We start from the raw sequence: 17061 nt of genomic DNA on the forward strand, positions 1-17061 counted from the left end.
CCCATACGAAGATATTATGGAAGTGAAGGCGGATATAATCGACCTTCTATCCTGCAAGGCAAACGAAACGGCCACAGCTTCGCACTGAGCCTACGCACCTTTGCAGGTGAACTGATTGCATTTCTATTCCGCGGCTGCGGCAACTCGAGAGGCGTCCTCTTGAGAGCCATGCCGATCGCCTCTGCCCGGAGGCAAGATATCAACCGAACCAGGGGACAGCTTACCCATGGAGTGGACAGCGCTCTTCCTGTCGCGGGTGCAATTCGCCGCGACCATTTCGTTTCACATCCTGTTCCCCGCCTTCACGGTTGGCCTCGCCGCTTGGCTGTGCGTGCTGGATGGAATGTCCTTGGCAACGGGCCGTGCCGTCTATCAGCGGCTGTTCAGCTTCTGGCGGACGATCTTCGCTGTGGCCTTCGGGCTCGGTGTCGTCTCCGGCATCGTCATGGCCTTCGAGTTCGGCACGAACTGGAGCGAGTTGTCGCGCCAGACGGGCGCCATCCAAGGGCCACTGCTCGTCTATGAGAGCTTCACCGCCTTTGCGCTCGAGAGCAGCTTCTTCGGCGTGATGATGTTCGGCCGGGGCCGGGTGCCTGGCTGGCTCTATTTCCTAGCCTGCGTGATGGTCGCGCTCGGCACCACCATGTCGTCCTTCTGGATCATGGTGAACAACAGCTGGATGCAGGCGCCGGTGGGCTTCGCCCGCGGGCCCGACGGCATCTTCATGCCCACCAGCTGGCGCGAGATCCTGTTCAGCCCGGTCGTCTGGGTGCGCTTCCCGCACATGTTGCTCGCAGCCTATATCACCACCGCCTTCTGCGTCGCGGCGACGGGTGCGTGGCACCTTCTGCGTGGCCGCTTCCGCGACGAAGCGACGGTGATGGTGCGCATGGGCCTGGGTCTGGCCGCGCTGCTCGTGCCCGCGCAGCTGGGCATCGGCCATCTCGTCGGCGACTATGTTCACGATCGCCAGCCTGTGAAGTTTGCCGCCATCGAGGCGCGCTGGCACGACGAGCGGCCCGCATCCGAGGTGCTGATCGCCTGGCCCGACGAGGAGGCCGAGCAAAACTGGTTTGCGATCAGCATTCCCTACGCCGGCAGCCTCATCGCCTCGATGACCCTGGATTCACGCGAGGTCGGGCTGACCGACTGGAAGCCCCAGGACCGACCGCCCGTCGCCATCCCCTTCTTTGCCTTCCGCATCATGGTGGGTTGCGGGCTCTTGATGCTCGGCATCGCCTGGTATGGCTGCTTCCTGATGGCCAGGCGCAGGCTGGAGCAATCGCGCTGGCTCCTGTGGGCTACCGCCTGCTCTTTCCCGCTCGGTTTCATCGCGACGCTGACCGGCTGGTTCGTGGCGGAGGTCGGTCGGCAGCCCTGGTCGGTCTACGGCCAGCTGCGCACCGCCGACGCAGTTACGCCGTTCCTCACCACACCCATGGTGGCAGCCACGCTTGCGATCTTCGCGGTGGTCTACACAGCAATCTTCGGGTTCGGCGTGATGGTTCTCTATCGCCTGATCAAGCGCGGGCCCCTCGGGGAAGCCGAACCGCAGCTGGGCGAAACCAACCCCAAGCGCCCTCTCTCCGTGCCGGGCGGAAGCCCAGGCAACCTCCACTCTGTTCCTGACGAGGAGCTGGTCTGATGATCTCCTTCTGGCTTGGCGTTCTGGCGCTGTCGATCTTTCTCTACGTCACTCTGGACGGCTTCGACCTGGGTGTCGGCATGCTGTTGCCGCTCGCCCGAAACGAGCGAGAGCGGCGCGCGATGCTGGCGGCAGTGGCGCCGGTGTGGGACGGCAACGAGACCTGGCTCGTGGTGAACGGCACTGTTCTGTTCGGTGCCTTCCCACTCGTCTACGCAACGCTGCTGTCGGCGCTCTACCTGCCGCTTTTTGCGATGCTGGCTGCGCTCATCCTGCGCGGCGTCTCGTTCGAATATCGTGACAAGAGCGTGCGCTTCCGCAGCTTGTGGGATCGCGCCTTCTTCGCCGGCTCGGCGGTGGCGAGCTTCATCCAGGGAGCAGCTGTCGGCGCGCTGGTTGAAGGTCTGCCGATCGTGGACGGCCGCTATGTCGGTGGCGCGTTCGGCTGGCTCTCACCATTTGCGCTGCTGTGCGGTGCCGGGCTGTGCCTGGGTTATATGCTGATGGGCGCCGGCTGGCTTGCCTACAAGACTGGCTTCGAAGTGCAGCGCCGCGCCTTCCACCTGCTTCCCCGCCTGCTGGCCGGCGTGCTGATCTTCCTGATCGCTGCCTTCGTGACCGCCGTGCGGCTCGACGTGCCCGCGCTTCAGGCATGGTCGGGCAATCCGATGCTTCGGCTTGTGCCCGCTATTGGCGGCATCGCGGCGGTCGGCATCGCCGTCGCCGTGGCCTTCCGCCGACCGCTTCTGCCGTTCCTCGGCTCGGTCCTGCTGTTCGCGGCGGCGTTTGGCACGCTCGCCATCTCCTTCTATCCCTACATGATCCCATACGCGATCACCGCAGCGCAGGCGGCTGCGCCGGCAAGCTCACAGGACTTTCTGTTCTGGGGAGCGGGCATCGTCGTCCTGCCCGTGACGCTCGCCTACACCCTCGCCGTCTACTTCCTCTTCAAGGGGCGGGTGTCGCAGAGCGACCTCTACGGGGAGCGCCCGGCGTCCGATCGGGCGGGCGCATGACCACAGCATTTCCTGATCCCAAGCGGGCGAAGCTCATGAAGCTGGTTGACCAGCGCTTTTTCGAGATCGCCCAAGTCCCTGAGGAGAGTTGCGTTGACTGACATTCCTACCCCGCAGCCGGTCCCGATCGGCATCGATGCCAGCGGTACCCGCGAAGAGTTCGACAGCATGGGCACCATCTCAGTGCCGGCGGACCGCTACTGGGGCGCGCAGACCGAGCGTTCGCTCCACCATTTCAACATCGGCGGCGATCGCATGCCCAAGGCGGTCTACCACGCCTATGGCACCGTGAAAAAGGCTTGCGCGCTGGTGAACGCCGCCGCCGGCCGCCTGCCGGACTGGAAGCGCGATGCCATCGTCCAGGCCGCCGACGAGGCGATTGCCGGCAAGCTCGACGATCACTTCCCGCTGTTCGTCTGGCAGACCGGCTCCGGCACCCAGTCGAACATGAACGTCAACGAGGTGCTGTCGAACCGGGCGATCCAGCTGCTCGGCGGCACGCTCGGCAGCCAGCATCCGGTGGGCCCCAATGACGACGTCAATATGGGGCAGTCGTCAAACGACACCTTTCCCACCGCGATGCACGTGGCGACAATCCTCGCCATCGACGAGCAACTGCTGCCCGCCGTCACCCGGCTGGTGGCGGTGATCGAGAAGAAGGCCGATGGCTGGATGGACGTGGTCAAGATCGGCCGCACCCATCTGGAGGATGCGGTGCCGCTCACCGTCGGCCAGGAATGGCATGGCTGGGCCGGGCAGATCCGCGCCTGCATCGCCGCGATCGAGGAGAGCCGTGGCGGGCTCTATGAACTGGCGGTCGGCGGCACCGCGGTCGGCACCGGGCTGAATGCACCCGCGGGCTTCTCCAAGGATGTTGCGGCCAAGATCGCCGAGCTGACGGGCAAGCCCTTCTTCACCGCGCCCAACAAGTTCACCGCGCAAGGCTCGCTCGACGCAATGGTTCGCGCCTCGGCGGGGCTGCGGGGCCTGGCGGTCGCGCTGATGAAGATCGCCAACGACATGCGCTGGCTCGCCTCGGGCCCGCGCTGCGGCTTCGGCGAGCTCAAGCTGCCGGACAACGAACCCGGCTCGTCGATCATGCCCGGCAAGGTGAACCCCACCCAGTGCGAAGCGATGGTGATGATCGCGATCCAGGTGCTCGGCAACGACAGCGCGGTCGCCTTCGCCGGCAGCCAGGGCAATTTCGAGCTCAACGCGATGCGCCCGGTGATCATCAACAACGTGCTGCACTCGATCCGCATCCTCGCCGATGGCTGCGACCGGTTCCGCGAATTCTCGGTCGAGCGCACCGAGATCCTGCGCGACAGGATCCAGTCCTATGTCGAGGGCAGCGTGATGCTGGTGACCGCGCTGTCGCCGATGATCGGCTACCAGAACGCCGCGCACATCGCCGAGAAGGCGATCGCAGACGGCACCACCTTGAAACAGGCGGCCCTCGCCTCCGGCAAGGTCGACGAAGCGCTGTTCGACAAGACCATCCGCCCGCTCGACATGGTCGGCCACGGCCTGGCCGGCGCCTGAGGAGACGTACCCATGATCCGTTGTGTTCGCATGTGGACCGGCCCGGACGGCAATTCGCTGTTCGAGGAAGGGCATCTCGATATCGGCGCCGGCCTGCACGGCAAGGCCTCCGGCCTGCCGATCGCCGTCAACGAACTCTCGTTCCAGGAGACCGCCGGCGGCGGCAGCTTCGAATGGCACCAGGACCCGCAGCCGCAATTCGTGCTGACGCTGGCCGGCACGATCGAGTTCGAGGTGAAGTCCGGCGCGACCTTCACCCTCCATCCCGGCGACGTGCTGCTCGCCCAGGACGACACCGGCACCGGCCATCGCTGGCGGCTGATCGGCAGCGAGCCCTGGCGCCGCGCCTATGTCGTCTATGACGCCGGCGCCGACCTCCACTTCACCCCCCAGGAGAAGCAGGCATGACCTTCTCGACCAGCAACGAAACCGATGTGCTGCTGATCGGCGCCGGCATCATGAGCGCCACCACCGGCACCCTGCTGCACAATCTCGATCCGAACCTGCGCATCACCATGCTCGAGCGGCTGGACGACTGCGCGCAGGAAAGCTCGATGGCGTGGAACAATGCCGGCACCGGCCATGCCGCGAACTGCGAGCTCAACTACACGCCGCAGCGCGCCGATGGCAGCATCGACATCGCCGAGGCGCTGAAGGTCAACACCCAGTTCGACGTGTCGCGCCAGCTCTGGGCGCATCTCGTCACCGCGGACGCCATCCCAGACCCGCGCGCCTTCCTCCATCCCTGCCCGCATATGAGCTTCGTTTGGGGGGAGGAGAATGTCGCCTTCCTCAAGGCGCGCCACGCCGCGATGAGCGCCCACCATTGCTATCACGGCATGGAATATAGCGAGGATCCCGCGCAGATCGCCCAATGGGCGCCGCTGGTCATGGAAGGGCGCGACCCGGACGAGAAGATCGCCGCGACGCGGATGATCACCGGCACCGATGTCGATTACGGCGCGCTCACGCATCTGCTGGTGCAGCATCTGCAGGCCGAAGGTGCGGACATTCGCTACAATCGCGAGGTCATCGGCATCGAGCGCGGTCCTGATGGCCGTTGGCAGGTGACGTTCGAAGATGTGCTCGACGGCACCCAGCAAATGATCACCGCCGGTTTCGTCTTCATCGGCGCAGGCGGCGCGGCAATCGAACTGCTGCAGATGTCCGGCATTCCCGAAGCTCGAGGTTATGGCGGCTTCCCGGTGAGCGGCATCTGGCTGCGCTGCGACGTCGACGCCGTCACCGCGCGCCACCACGCCAAGGTCTATGGAAAGGCCGCCAGCGGCTCGCCGCCCATGTCGGTGCCGCATCTCGACACGCGGGTGATCGACGGCAAGACCTCGCTGCTGTTCGGCCCCTATGCCGGCTTCTCGACCAAGTTCCTGAAGCATGGGTCGGACGCCGATCTGTTCGAATCGATCACCGCGCACAACCTGCTGCCGCTGCTCGACGTGGCGAAGGACAATGCGGGACTCGAGGAATATCTGATCGGCCAGGTGTTCCAGAGCCGCCATCACCAGTTCGAGATGCTGCGCCAGTTCTTCCCCCAGGCGAAGCGCGGCGACTGGCAGGAAGCGGTCGCCGGGCAGCGCGTGCAGATCATCAAACCCGATGCCGAGGACCATGGCGGCAGGCTGGTGTTCGGCACCGAGCTGGTGGCAGCCGAGGACAGGTCGCTGGTCGCGCTGCTTGGTGCCTCGCCGGGCGCCTCCACGGCGGCGGCCATCGCGGTCGAGGTGCTGCAGGCCTGCTTCGCCGACAAGCTGACCGAGGCGGCGTGGCTCCCCAAGCTCCGCGCGATCTTCCCGACCTGGGGCATCGACCTGATCGAGGATGCCGAAGCCTGCCGCGCCACCCGCGCGGCGACCGCGCCGGTGCTCAAGATCGACAACATCGCCGCCTAGAATGGAAACGCAGCGCCTCGATGCCGCAGGGCATGTTCTGCTGCTCCTGGCTCGCCTCCTGATGGAGGCAGGTGCGGACAGCGAGCATGTCCGGCAGCGCACTGAGCTGCTTGCCGACAAGATGGGCCTCGCCGCGCAGCTCTTCCTTGGCAGCGAACGCCTGCTGCTGATGCTTGACAGCGGCGAGGCCTATCGAACGCGCGTTGGGCACGCGGTCGGGGCGATGGGGATCAATGCGGGGCGGCTCGTGACCCTAGACGCCATCGCCACAGCCCTCGCTGAGGGCGTGATCGACATCGAAACCGCAAGCGTCCGCCTCAACGAAGCTGCACACGCCCCGCCAACTTATCCAGCTTGGCTGACCGTCGTTGCCGTGGCGATTACGGCGGCCGCACTCTCGCGGCTGTTCGGCGCCAACTTGCCGGTGGTTGCCGCCGCGTTCCTTGCCGGGCTGATCAACACAGTCCTGCGCCTGCTGCTGCCTCGCTTCGGCGTCGTGCCCGCCGCAGCGGTCGCGATCAACGCGTGCCTCAGCGGTGCCGCCGCGATTCTACCCCTTCATTTGCTCGGTATAGATCCGACCTTAGCACTCGTTGCCGCCGGGATGATCCTCGTGCCGGGCGTTCCCCTCATCAATGGGATACACGATCTGGTGCGGGGGTATGCGGCGGTCGCCGTTGCGCGCCTCGCCAATGGCACGATGATCGTCATCGCAATCGCCACCGGCTTAGCGGTGACGAGCACCGCATTAGGAGCTCGCATCCCCGTCGATCTGCAGACACAGAACCTCGCCGTGCCATGGGATCTACTCTTCGCAGCCATCGCGGCCCTTGGTTTCTCCATCCTGTTCAACGTGCCGGCGCGATCTATCGCGACCATTGTGGCAACGGGTGCCCTCGCTCACGGATCTCGTTCAGCGTTGATGGCCCTCGGCGCCAATATAGCGGTCTCGAGCTGCTTGGGGTCATTGCTCGCGGGCGCTCTCGCGATGCAAGCAGCTCGGCGCTTGCGCATCCCTTGGACAGCGATCGCCTTCCCTGCGGTGGTTGCGTTGGTCCCGGGCTCCTACGCCTTCCGCGGCATGATCGGCGCCTTGGGTGTGATGGCACTCGGCGGGCATGCTCCTATCGCCCTTCTGAGCGCCACCTTCGCGGCGGCAATCGCAGCCTGTGTGATCACGGTGGCCATCGGCGTCGGGCTGCTGATCGCCGCCTCGCTCGGCGGTTTGGCGCATCGGCAAGCCTAAACAGCCAGCAAGCGCGCTCGCAGGCCCGGAAACCCACCTAACACTTCTGTATGATATTCTTCTACCGGGGAATGAAACATTGCTTCTCAGCCCATAGCCCGAAGGACATCCTGTCTGCGCCGGGCGGTCCAGGGCCAGACCTCCGGACCGGATGTTGACCTTCCTCACTTCGTTTCTGGTGAGGAAGGCGAAACAGGTTGGAGGGGTGAAGGCTCATCGAGATGAAAGACGGACGATCTTCAAAGACTGGAAGCACCCTCGCCCAACTGGCTGGCGAGTGCCTGGTGGCGCGCAGCTTAGCGCCCGTTATGGGCCGAGAGTGACGCGCGGTGTCGTTCGAGTTTGAGCCATCAACCAAACGCCGCAACATAGCGGCTCTGTCACAGTCCATCGCGACTGCCGCGCTTGCCATGGGCATCTTCGCGCTGGACGTGCTCAGCCCACTGCAGGGCGCGGTGGCGGTGCTCTACACGTGCGTCGTTTTCATCAGCATCCGCGCCGGATCCCGTAACCTCACGGTCTCTGTCGCACTCGCATGCGCCGTCCTTTCGATTACCGCATATCTGATCAGTCACGAGGGCGAAGCGCTCGGCTCAGCCCTAGTCCGCTTGGGCGTCAGCCTTGTAGCGATCGCGATCACCACGCTTATCGCCATCTTTCACCAAGCCGCAGCGGAGCGACAGCGGAACGCCGACGCCCGCTACAAGGCGCTCTTTTATGCCTCGGCCGTTTCCACCTGGGAGGGCGACTGGTCTATGGCCTATGCCCTGTTGCAGGACGGGCATCCAGCCGACGAAGAGCTCGTCGACCTCGCCGCATCCAATGCGGTCATCGGCGACGCTAACCAAGCAGCAGCGAACCTGTTCGGCCTGAAGTCTCGTCAGGAGCTGGTGGGCACGACGCTTTCCCAGTTCCACACGCCCGCTTCGAAGGCAGCGCTCGGGCGGATCTTGCAAGCACTGCTCGCCGGCAAGTGCGAGGTTGAAGAAGAAGCTCGCTTCGTCACCGCTCAAGGCAAACCCATCGACCTTGTTCTGCGGCTCGCGGTTCCGCCACAGTGTCGCGAATGGCGTCAGGTGCTGGTCATGGCCATCGATGTCACCGAGCGAAATCAAGCGCAGGTCCGGCTTGCCCAAGCGCAGGTCCAGCTTACGCACGTATCCCGCATCACGACGCTGGGGCAGTTGGCCGCCTCCATCGCACATGAGGTCAATCAGCCGCTCTCCGCACTCATCACCTACGCGAAATCTGGCAAGCGCTGGCTCGCCCGCGAGGCGCCTAGCGCTAATGAGGTGGCAGAATGCTTGGACCGCGTTGTCGCGAACGGCACACGTGCAGCCGACGTCATCGCCCGCATTCGTGCGCTGACGCGTCGAGCGGACCCGGTCAAAGAAGCCATCGACCTTCGCCCGCTGGTGGAAGAGACGGTCGAGCTTCTTCGCCGAGACCTGAACTCCCACGATGTGAAGATGGAAGTGTCAGTGCCAGCTGAGCTGCCACGTCTCATTGGAGACCGCATCCAAGTCCAGCAGGTGCTGATGAACCTCATGCTCAACGCCGAGCAAGCTATGGCCCAGACACCGGCAGCAGCACGCGTGCTTCAGGTAAGCGCAGATCGCAGCGTCGACGGCATCACTGTGCGGGTCCGAGACAATGGCATCGGCATTGGGGAGGAACCTGAAGGCCTCTTCAACCCCTTCGTGACCACCAAGGACGATGGAATGGGCATGGGCCTCGCGATTTGCAGATCCATCGTCGAAAGCCACGGCGGCAGCCTCAGCGCCGCCAATCATCCAGAAGGGGGAGCTGTCTTCAGCTTCTTTCTTCCCTCAGCTGACCAAGTGGAGAATGCAGCATGACCGATGATGCCGATCTGGAAATCGGCGACGGTTGCGTGTTCGTTATCGACGATGACGACGAAGTGCGAGGCTCGCTCGGCAGTCTATTCCGATCCGCAGGGTTGGACGTGGCACTGCACGAAAGCCCCGCAGAGTTCTTGAAGGCCGAGCAGCCGGCCGGCGCAGCCTGCTTGGTGCTCGACATACGCCTTCCCGGCATCAACGGACTCGACTTTCAGGAGCGCCTGGCGGCCGAAGGCAAGGATATCCCGGTTATCTTCATCACGGGACATGGTGATATCCCCATGACGGTTCGCGGCATGAAGTTGGGCGCTGTCGATTTCCTGCCGAAACCCTTCGATGACGACCAGATGCTGCGCGCGGTGGCCACGGCGCTTGCCAGGTATCGCGAGCGGCAGGCCGGCGCCGAGAGCGTCGCGAGCATAAAGGAAAATTATGGTCGGCTCACCCCCCGTGAGCGTGAGGTCCTCGGTCTGGTCGTCGCAGGCTTGATGAACAAGCAGGTTGCCGCCAAGCTGGAATTGTCAGAGATCACCGTAAAAATCCATCGCGGCAACGTCATGCGGAAAATGGAAGCACAGTCTCTAGCGGATCTTGTTCGAATGGCTGAGGCGCTCGGAGTCCGAGACGACAACGTCCGCCGGTTTAAGATTTGAGTATGATGGCATCGACCCGCTGCCAAACCCAATTTGGTGAGGCTCCCATTCCCAAGTCGAGTATCTCACCGTGATCGAAGCAAGCCGAAATTCGCTCATAGCAATCGTTGATGACGATTCTGATGTTCGAGGAAGTCTCAATAGCCTGTTACGATCGGCGGGCCACGAAAGCGTCTCCTTCGCCTGTGCGGAGGACCTGCTCTCGGGGGATCCCGAGCGCTTCGGCTGGATCATCACGGATCTTCATATGCCTGGCATGACGGGGTTAGAGCTTCAGGCTGAGATCAATCGACTTGGTGTAGCGGCCTCGATCGTCCTGATGACCGCCTTCCCGACACCGGCCTTCGAAGAACAGGCACTAAAGGCGGGAGCTTGTGCGTTCATGACGAAGCCGATCGATCCAGATGTTCTGCTCGATGTCGTCGAGCAGGGGTGACCTCGCCGGGAGCAGAGACGACGTATCTATCGAACACGGCCATCCAGTTGCTCTTGAGACACCTTTGTCCGAAAATGCGCCTCTTCATTCACGAACACGAACATTCAACCGCATACAGCTGACGCTCCTGAGCCATTGCAGGTGACCGATGCGTGTGGACAAATTTCGTTCTTCTGCCCAGCAGCCTAACCGCGGGAGTTTGCGGCTTGTCGGCGTGATTGCGATAGCTGCGGGCTTTGCGGGAACATCGGCAGCGATGAGCGAGGGTCCCCTCACGCCCCTGCTCAGCCTTTCAGCTGCCCTTGTCACAACAGCGTCCATCGGCTTAGGCGCGGTCTGCTTTTCGCGTTCGTCGACCGTCCAGCCATTCTCACGGGACTTTTCTACGACGCCGGCGGTCGCCAATGAGCCGTCCATGGTTGAAATTGCCGCCGCTGCCAATTCATTGATGTCGGCAACGTTTCGCGTCGCAGCCGCATCTCGGTGGATCGAGGCAGGCGGGCCTGACGCGCCGGCCGGACTAGCCAGCCTCAAGCTCGGCCTCTCAGATCTCCAGCGCAGTTGCGCTGCAGTGCGCAAATTGCTGGAGGATCTTGGCAAAGCGAGCGGCAACCTCGAGCTCGACAATTTAAAGAATCCCTGCCAACCAGCTTCTGCCTTCAGCACGTCAGACGATTAACCTCTGCTACTTCCTCTGAATTGAAGCAGGCATCATTTTCGCGAGAACACACTTAGTCGGACTTGCAGATCAATTGTTGATTGGATAGTCAGCCGTTATTTGCCTTGAGGGCTTAGCCACACTACATCACGCTACAAGTGCTCGCATGCGGCGTTTCAGAGGGCCCTGGCCCGGCGCCATGTCATCGGCGACACCCCTTCAGCTTTTCTGAAGACTCTGCTGAGGTGGCTCTGATCCGAAAAGCCGCAACTCAAAGCGATCTCCGCAATGGACAAATCTTTACCCGCCAGCAAATCCTTTGCCTTGGCTATACGCCGCGAAATCAACCACCTATGAGGAGGCATCCCGGTTGATATGCGAAATGATCGCGAGAAGTGCGCCCGCGACAATCCACAAGCGGCGGCCAAGTGCTCGACCGATATGTCGCTGTTCAAAGAAGCCTCAATTAGCTCCTTGGAACGCCTTTCTTGCCAAGCAGCCAAGCCACCGCGCGCGACATCGGGAGAATGCTCCATGAAGCCGTAGCGCGCGGCGAGGTGGCAGCATAACGCCCAACCCAAGTGCTCTAAGAAAAGGCGGCTGACCTGTTCTGGGCGTTCCAGAGCAGGCACCATTGCCAGAGCAAGCCCGTGAAGCTGTTGATCGTCAATCGGCTCCCCCGGTTCGCATTCAAGATCAACGACTTCGTGGTATCTGCCTTCCATCAGCGCGCTGCCGAAAGCGCGGCGATCAACGTGAAAATTCAAGCAGTCAAAGGCAGTCTGAAGATCGGCACGCCAATTCTTCCTGTAATCGAAGAACATGGCTTGCCCCGCCGACTGCCGCCGGAACGAAAGCTCACGTTCCTCCAAGAAAATGCGCCCGCCATAGTCGGCCAGCTGCACGTTGATCATGAAGGCGTCCTCCGAGCAATGAGGATCCGTCATCCCTGTCCCCACTGCACGGGACCATAGCCGGGTCACGCCTATCGGGAATCCGCCTGGCCCACCGAAGCTCATCGACGCGGAGTCTGGAACTCGGAGGAACGACTGGGTCCGATTGGTGGTCATTAGAAATAGCCTTGGATTTGCTCACCTGGCGGGACGTTGCCCATGCGCAGCGATCCCCACCGAGCATACTTCGGTGCGGTCTCCAATAAACCCCCGAAGGAGGGGCCGAGCCCACCCAATTCGGCCTTGGGCCTGTATCGAGCACATCGCCAGCCCGCCTCGACAAGCCAGCTCCAAGTTACGAGTTACACCCATTAGCTCGCTGGCATCATCAGCATCGTTCATGTTGCCCCCGGCATAACGACATGAATGCATCTCCGAACGCTTGCTGCGCGCTTGTTAAGCTAACGAGGAAACGGCGGCGGAGACAAATCTGCATTGTCCATCCTGCTGATAGGCATTGTTCTAGCATAGCACCTAAGTGTTATATCATCGCGATTACAACTGATAATCGCGCGCTGAGTTTGACCTGAAACCTAGGTATGCCTGTCAACAAAGCAGCTTTTGCACCACATCCCGACCAGCGAACGAGATCTTTGATCTAAGTCGCCGAACTGCGGAGTAGTGCAGCATGGGTACATCGAACATGAAACGTCCTCGCGAGGCAGCCAGGGCCTTCACCCCGGATCTCACCCAGTATGTGGAAGATCCACTCTATTCGAAGGTTTGGGAGAACAGCGGGCTAAGCAAGCGCGATCGGAGCATCGCAACAGTCGCCGCTCTCGTGGCACTGCATGCCGTGGATGAACTACCGGCCCACCTTCATCGTGGTGTCGAGAACGGCATAACGAAGCGCGAGTTCAGCGCGCTCATCACGCACCTTGCCTTTTACGCAGGGTTCCCGGCGGCAATTTCCGCTTCGGCGCGCGCTGCCGATACGCTCGGCCCTCTCAACCGTGGCTGAGCCGCGCCAGCCGTAAGCTCTCGCTCCATGAGGAGCTCCAATTCCCACGAAACTCGGACCGCCCCGTTCGAAACCCCTCGGCGCACGCACGGCCCACCAGTGGGAATCAACTGGGCCGGCCAAGGGCACAAGCCACCATGTTCAATGAGCAACACTGATACAAGAAAGAAGGACACTATCATGAAGGTTCTCACCGACACCATCCTGTCGAAGTCGGCATTCTCGGCGGAGATCGACGTTCCGATCGAAAAGATCGACATCGCTGACTGGCTGTTCAACCTGGCCGAAGCGGAATATCAGCGCTGCTGCCCGCCGGACCACATCGCTGCTGCGACCACCCACACCGACGACGGTCGTCTGATGTCGATCAATGTCGAAATGATCGGCACCGGCCTGGTCATCCAGCACTATGTCGCTGAAGAAGCAGGCCCCACCTACTGCCGCATGAACTCGATCTCGGACGTGTTCACGGCGAATGGCCGCACCCAGGTGAACGTGATTTGGGAGCTCAAGGCTGAAGGCATCGAGGGCGGCCGCACCCGCTACACCAACGCCGTGACCGCGCACCCGACCGACGCCTTCATGGACTTCATCGCTGCTCACGGCATTTCGTATGAAGACGCCGCCAAGGCGCGTCAGGACGCCGGCGGTGACCACAACAGCCGCGAGACCCCGCTGTTCGCTGCCAGCATCGGCCGCCGCGCGCTCGCCAAGGACAAGAAGGCCGCCTAACGGCCGTCTACAAGAGAACGGCGCCGGACAGCCTCCGGCGCCGCTTTCGTCATTCCGCGCCCGGCTGGGCACGCCAAACCATGTCTGTCGACGGCGTAGAGGTTCGGCGACTTTCCCTCCGGGCCCACGGGAGCGACTGCAGAGCTCCTCTGCAGCCGATCATGCGGTTCGCAGCACAGCAGCGCTACGCCCGCCTAGCCAAAGGGCTACTAGCCCCAGCATCGACGTGGCAGCCCCCGCCAACGCGATCGCCGGATACCCGAGGTCAACTGCGATCACCCCGCCGCCCAGCGCCGCGCCGAACGCATTGCCGAGGTTGAACGCGCCGATGTTGACTGCGGAGGCGAGGTTGGGTGCGTCCGCCGCTGCGGTCATCACCCGCACCTGCAGGGGCGGCACCAGCGCGAAGCTCGCGACACCCCACAGGAAGATCAGCACCGCGCTCGGGGCGGCATGCGTCATCGACAATGCGAAAGCGATCAGGATGGCGGACAGACCTGCCAGGGTGATCATCAAGGTGCGGTCGACCGAGCGATCTGCGAACCGTCCGCCCAGCCAGTTGCCCGCCGTAAGTCCCAGGCCATAGAGCACCAGCATCGCGGTGATGAAGCCCAGCGACGCATGCGTCGCGTCGCGCAGGATCGGCGTGATGTAGGTAAACACGGTGAACATCGCGCTCGATCCCACCACGGTGAGCGCCAGTGCGCCCAACACCTGCTTGCGGGTGAGCACCCGCAGCTCAGCGAGCACGTTGCCGCTCTCGGGAGCGGGTAGCGCAGGCAAGGTCATGCGAAGCGCCGCCATCGTCAGCACGCCCAAGCCGGCGATGCCCCAGAAGGACGTGCGCCACCCGAGATGCTCGCCCGCCCAGGTGGCGAGCGGCACCCCCACCACATTGGCGATGGTCAGCCCCATGAACATCGAGGCGACCGCGCTTGCCCGCCGCTCTGGCGGGACCAGCCCTGCCGCCACGACCGATCCGACCCCGAAAAAGGCGCCGTGGTTGAACGAGGTGAGCACGCGGGCGACGAGCAGCACCGCATAGCTGTCGGACACAGCCGCAAGCAGGTTGCCCGCGGTGAAGATGCCCGCCAGGCCGATCAGCAGCATCCGCCGCGGCACCCGGCCGGTGGAGAGCGTCATCAACGGCGCGCCGATCATCACGCCCAAGGCATAGGCGCTGATCAGCAGCCCCGCTGCGGGAATGGATACCTGCAGATCATGGGCGATGACGGGCAGCAGCCCCATCGGCGCGAATTCGGTCACGCCGATGCCGAAGGCGCCGACGGCTAGGGCCAGCAGGCCGAGCTGGTTCTTCATACGAGCCTCGGTGCCAGGCGGGCAAAACCCTCTTGCTGGCGATAGGGGGTGTGCGGGTAGGGCGGCGGCACCTCGCTAGCGCAATCAAGCGCGGCGATCTGCTCGGCGCTGAGCGCCCAGCCGACGGCACCCAGATTCTGGCGAAGCTGCGCCTCGTCGCGCGCGCCGATGATCACCGACGACACGGTCGGGCGCTGGAGCAGCCAGTTGATCGCGATCTGCGGCACGGTCTTGCCGGTCTCGTCGGCGACCCCTTCCAGTGCATCGACGACGCGGTAGAGATGCTCGGCCTCGACCGGCGGCGCAAACTGCTCGGTCGCATGCAGGCGGCTGCCTTCGGGGATCGGGCGGTCGCGGCCGATCCTGCCGGTCAGCCGGCCCCAGCCGAGCGGGCTCCATACCAGCGCGCCCACGCCCTGGTCGGCGGCGAGCGGCATCAGGTCCGCCTCGTAGGCGCGGCCGATCAGCGAATAATAGACCTGGTGGGCGACCAGGCGCGGCCAGCCATGGCGCTCCGCCACGGCCTGCGCCTTCATCACCTGCCAGCCGGGATAGTTGGACACGCCAGCATAGCGCACCTTGCCGGAAGCGATCAGCAGGTCGAACGTGCCCATCACCTCCTCGGTCGGCGTGGAGGCGTCAAAGGCGTGGAGCTGGAGCAGGTCGATATGGTCGGTGCCCAGCCGGCGCAGTGCATCCTCGACCGCGCGGATCAGCCGGGCGCGCGAGGCGCCCCAGTCCTGCGGGCCTTGCCCCATCGGGAGCCCGGTCTTGGTCGAGACCAGCACCGCGTCCCGGCGGCCGCGGATCGCCTGGCCAAGGATTTCCTCAGATGCACCACCCGAATAAACGTCGGCAGTATCGAACAGCGTCACCCCGGCATCGAGGCAGATGTCGATCAACCGCCGCGCCTCGGTCGCATCGCTTTGGCCCCAAGCGCTGAACAGCGGCCCCTGCCCGCCAAAGGTGCCTGCGCCGAAGCTGAGTGCTGGCACGCGCAGCCCCGATCGTCCCAATTGCCGATATTCCATGATCACCGTCCCGTTGCTTGTTCGAGGCAAAGATGGACGACTGCGCGGTACCGGAGTAGGACCTTCGGACGCCAAGGATTTATGCAGTGGACGCAAAGCTAAGTAGCGGCAGCGATCGCGCCAGTGCACTCGCACTGTTCATCGCAGTGGTAGAACGAGGCAGCTTCTCGGCCGCTGGCCGACAGCTAGGGTTGAGCCCGTCGGCGGTCGCGCGCGCCGTGGATCGCATCGAAGCAAGGCTTGGGGTCCGGCTGTTGTTGCGGTCCACGCGAGCGCTTGCTCTCACGGCCGAAGGACGAACCTATCTGCAAGCGGCACGGCGGATACTGGCGGACCTGGACGATACGGAGCAGCAAATAGCCGACCAGGGCAGCCCTCGGGGTCGACTGCGGGTTACAGCTGCGCTCTCTCACGGACGGCTCTTTGTGGTGCCGCTACTCGGCAAGTTTGCGGAGCTCTACCCTGAGATCCTGATCGATATCGTGCTAACCGACTCGCTGGTCGACATCGCAGCAGGTCAAGCCGACGTCGCGGTTCGGTTTGGGCCCTTACCTGACAGCAGTCTGACGGCCCGGAAGCTGGGAGAGAGTCGTCGGGTGATCGTTGCGTCGCCCGATTATCTTGCCCGACACGGAACCCCGCAGGAGCCTGAGGATCTGTTCGCTCACAACTGCTTGAACTTCAGCTTCCGCCGCTCCGAGCCTGTCTGGCCATTCCGACGCGATGGCCGCGACTTTGCTCTCTCGGTGCGAGGCAATCTTGAGGCCAACAATGGCGAAACGCTCGGCCAGCTTGCCGCCATCGGCGTGGGCGTAGCTCGGGTTGGCGCCTTCAGTGTCGTCGAGGAAATCGCAAGCGGTGCCCTGGTGCCGCTCCTCGAGCCCTTCAACCCGGGCGACGTCGAGCAGATACACGCGATCTTCGTCGGAGGGACCAACATGCCGGCGCGGGTCCGCGTTTTCGTCGACTTTCTCGCCGTCAACTTGCGATGAGACCATGCGGCCTACCGCTCACGCGCTCGACGGCGTGGCCGACTTCCTACCGCAGGCAGGAATTGGGCTCCCACGGCCCTCAACCTGCCATGGCGAGCACCGCCGAC

Annotated in this window: 16 protein-coding genes; 13 read left to right on the forward strand and 3 right to left on the reverse strand. The window is 63.5% G+C overall.

What is annotated here, in order from left to right; genetic code table 11:
• Positions 1 to 256: 256 nt before the first annotated feature.
• The 10 genes from ABIC65_RS12860 to ABIC65_RS12905 all read left to right on the forward strand — a co-directional run bounded on the left by ABIC65_RS12860 (position 257) and on the right by ABIC65_RS12905 (position 10986).
• A complete protein-coding gene (locus ABIC65_RS12860) occupies positions 257 to 1645 on the forward strand; it encodes a cytochrome ubiquinol oxidase subunit I (RefSeq protein ID WP_354309202.1) in 1389 nt (462 codons plus the stop codon).
• Entirely contained in the window at positions 1645 to 2661 is a 1017-nt protein-coding gene (cydB, locus tag ABIC65_RS12865) for a cytochrome d ubiquinol oxidase subunit II (protein WP_354309203.1), read from the forward strand. Before ABIC65_RS12860 ends, cydB begins: the two co-directional genes overlap by 1 nt.
• Positions 2662 to 2754: 93 nt before the next feature.
• Positions 2755 to 4203 carry a class II fumarate hydratase gene (gene fumC / locus ABIC65_RS12870; protein WP_354309205.1) on the forward strand — a complete coding sequence of 483 codons (1449 nt, stop codon included), beginning with the start codon at positions 2755 to 2757 and terminating at the stop codon, positions 4201 to 4203.
• Between the two features lie 12 nt (positions 4204 to 4215).
• A complete protein-coding gene (locus ABIC65_RS12875) occupies positions 4216 to 4611 on the forward strand; it encodes a cupin domain-containing protein (RefSeq protein WP_354309207.1) in 396 nt (131 codons plus the stop codon).
• Positions 4608 to 6110 carry a malate dehydrogenase (quinone) gene (mqo, locus tag ABIC65_RS12880; RefSeq protein WP_354309208.1) on the forward strand — a complete coding sequence of 501 codons (1503 nt, stop codon included), beginning with the start codon at positions 4608 to 4610 and terminating at the stop codon, positions 6108 to 6110. The genes ABIC65_RS12875 and mqo overlap by 4 nt, the downstream gene beginning before the upstream one ends.
• A gap of 1 nt (position 6111) precedes the next feature.
• The gene (locus tag ABIC65_RS12885; protein ID WP_354309209.1) at positions 6112 to 7356 is read left to right on the forward strand and encodes a threonine/serine ThrE exporter family protein; all 1245 of its coding nucleotides are present in this window, start codon (positions 6112 to 6114) and stop codon (positions 7354 to 7356) included.
• Between the two features lie 329 nt (positions 7357 to 7685).
• Positions 7686 to 9215: an ATP-binding protein gene (locus tag ABIC65_RS12890; protein WP_354309211.1), complete on the forward strand. Its 1530-nt coding sequence runs from the start codon at positions 7686 to 7688 to the stop codon at positions 9213 to 9215.
• The gene (locus ABIC65_RS12895; RefSeq protein ID WP_354309213.1) at positions 9212 to 9871 is read left to right on the forward strand and encodes a response regulator transcription factor; all 660 of its coding nucleotides are present in this window, start codon (positions 9212 to 9214) and stop codon (positions 9869 to 9871) included. Before ABIC65_RS12890 ends, ABIC65_RS12895 begins: the two co-directional genes overlap by 4 nt.
• 70 nt (positions 9872 to 9941) lie before the next feature.
• The gene (locus ABIC65_RS12900) at positions 9942 to 10307 is read left to right on the forward strand and encodes a response regulator transcription factor (RefSeq protein WP_354309214.1); all 366 of its coding nucleotides are present in this window, start codon (positions 9942 to 9944) and stop codon (positions 10305 to 10307) included.
• Positions 10308 to 10455: 148 nt separating this feature from the next.
• Positions 10456 to 10986 (forward strand): hypothetical protein, encoded by a 531-nt coding sequence (locus ABIC65_RS12905; protein ID WP_354309216.1) that lies wholly within the window; start codon positions 10456 to 10458, stop codon positions 10984 to 10986.
• Positions 10987 to 11141: 155 nt separating this feature from the next.
• Here ABIC65_RS12905 and ABIC65_RS12910 read toward each other — a convergent pair whose 3' ends face one another.
• Positions 11142 to 11879: a helix-turn-helix domain-containing protein gene (locus ABIC65_RS12910; RefSeq protein ID WP_354309217.1), complete on the reverse strand. Its 738-nt coding sequence runs from the start codon at positions 11877 to 11879 to the stop codon at positions 11142 to 11144.
• Between the two features lie 682 nt (positions 11880 to 12561).
• Between ABIC65_RS12910 and ABIC65_RS12915 the strand changes: the two genes are divergently transcribed.
• Together ABIC65_RS12915 and ABIC65_RS12920 are read left to right on the forward strand one after the other, a co-directional pair.
• Positions 12562 to 12879 (forward strand): carboxymuconolactone decarboxylase family protein, encoded by a 318-nt coding sequence (locus tag ABIC65_RS12915; protein ID WP_354309219.1) that lies wholly within the window; start codon positions 12562 to 12564, stop codon positions 12877 to 12879.
• 180 nt (positions 12880 to 13059) lie between these two features.
• Entirely contained in the window at positions 13060 to 13611 is a 552-nt protein-coding gene (locus ABIC65_RS12920) for a hypothetical protein (protein WP_354309221.1), read from the forward strand.
• Positions 13612 to 13770: 159 nt separating this feature from the next.
• On the opposite strand, the gene ABIC65_RS12925 is transcribed toward ABIC65_RS12920, so the two are convergent.
• Positions 13771 to 14931 (reverse strand): MFS transporter, encoded by a 1161-nt coding sequence (locus ABIC65_RS12925; RefSeq protein WP_354309223.1) that lies wholly within the window; start codon positions 14929 to 14931, stop codon positions 13771 to 13773.
• Positions 14928 to 15962, reverse strand: coding sequence for an aldo/keto reductase (locus ABIC65_RS12930; protein ID WP_354309395.1), 1035 nt, complete (start codon positions 15960 to 15962; stop codon positions 14928 to 14930). Before ABIC65_RS12930 ends, ABIC65_RS12925 begins: the two co-directional genes overlap by 4 nt.
• 86 nt (positions 15963 to 16048) lie before the next feature.
• Between ABIC65_RS12930 and ABIC65_RS12935 the strand changes: the two genes are divergently transcribed.
• Positions 16049 to 16954 (forward strand): LysR substrate-binding domain-containing protein, encoded by a 906-nt coding sequence (locus ABIC65_RS12935; protein WP_354309224.1) that lies wholly within the window; start codon positions 16049 to 16051, stop codon positions 16952 to 16954.
• Positions 16955 to 17061 lie beyond the last annotated feature (107 nt).

The organism is Sphingomonas trueperi (genome assembly GCF_040545665.1).
GTDB classification, from domain to species: domain Bacteria; phylum Pseudomonadota; class Alphaproteobacteria; order Sphingomonadales; family Sphingomonadaceae; genus Sphingomonas; species Sphingomonas trueperi_B.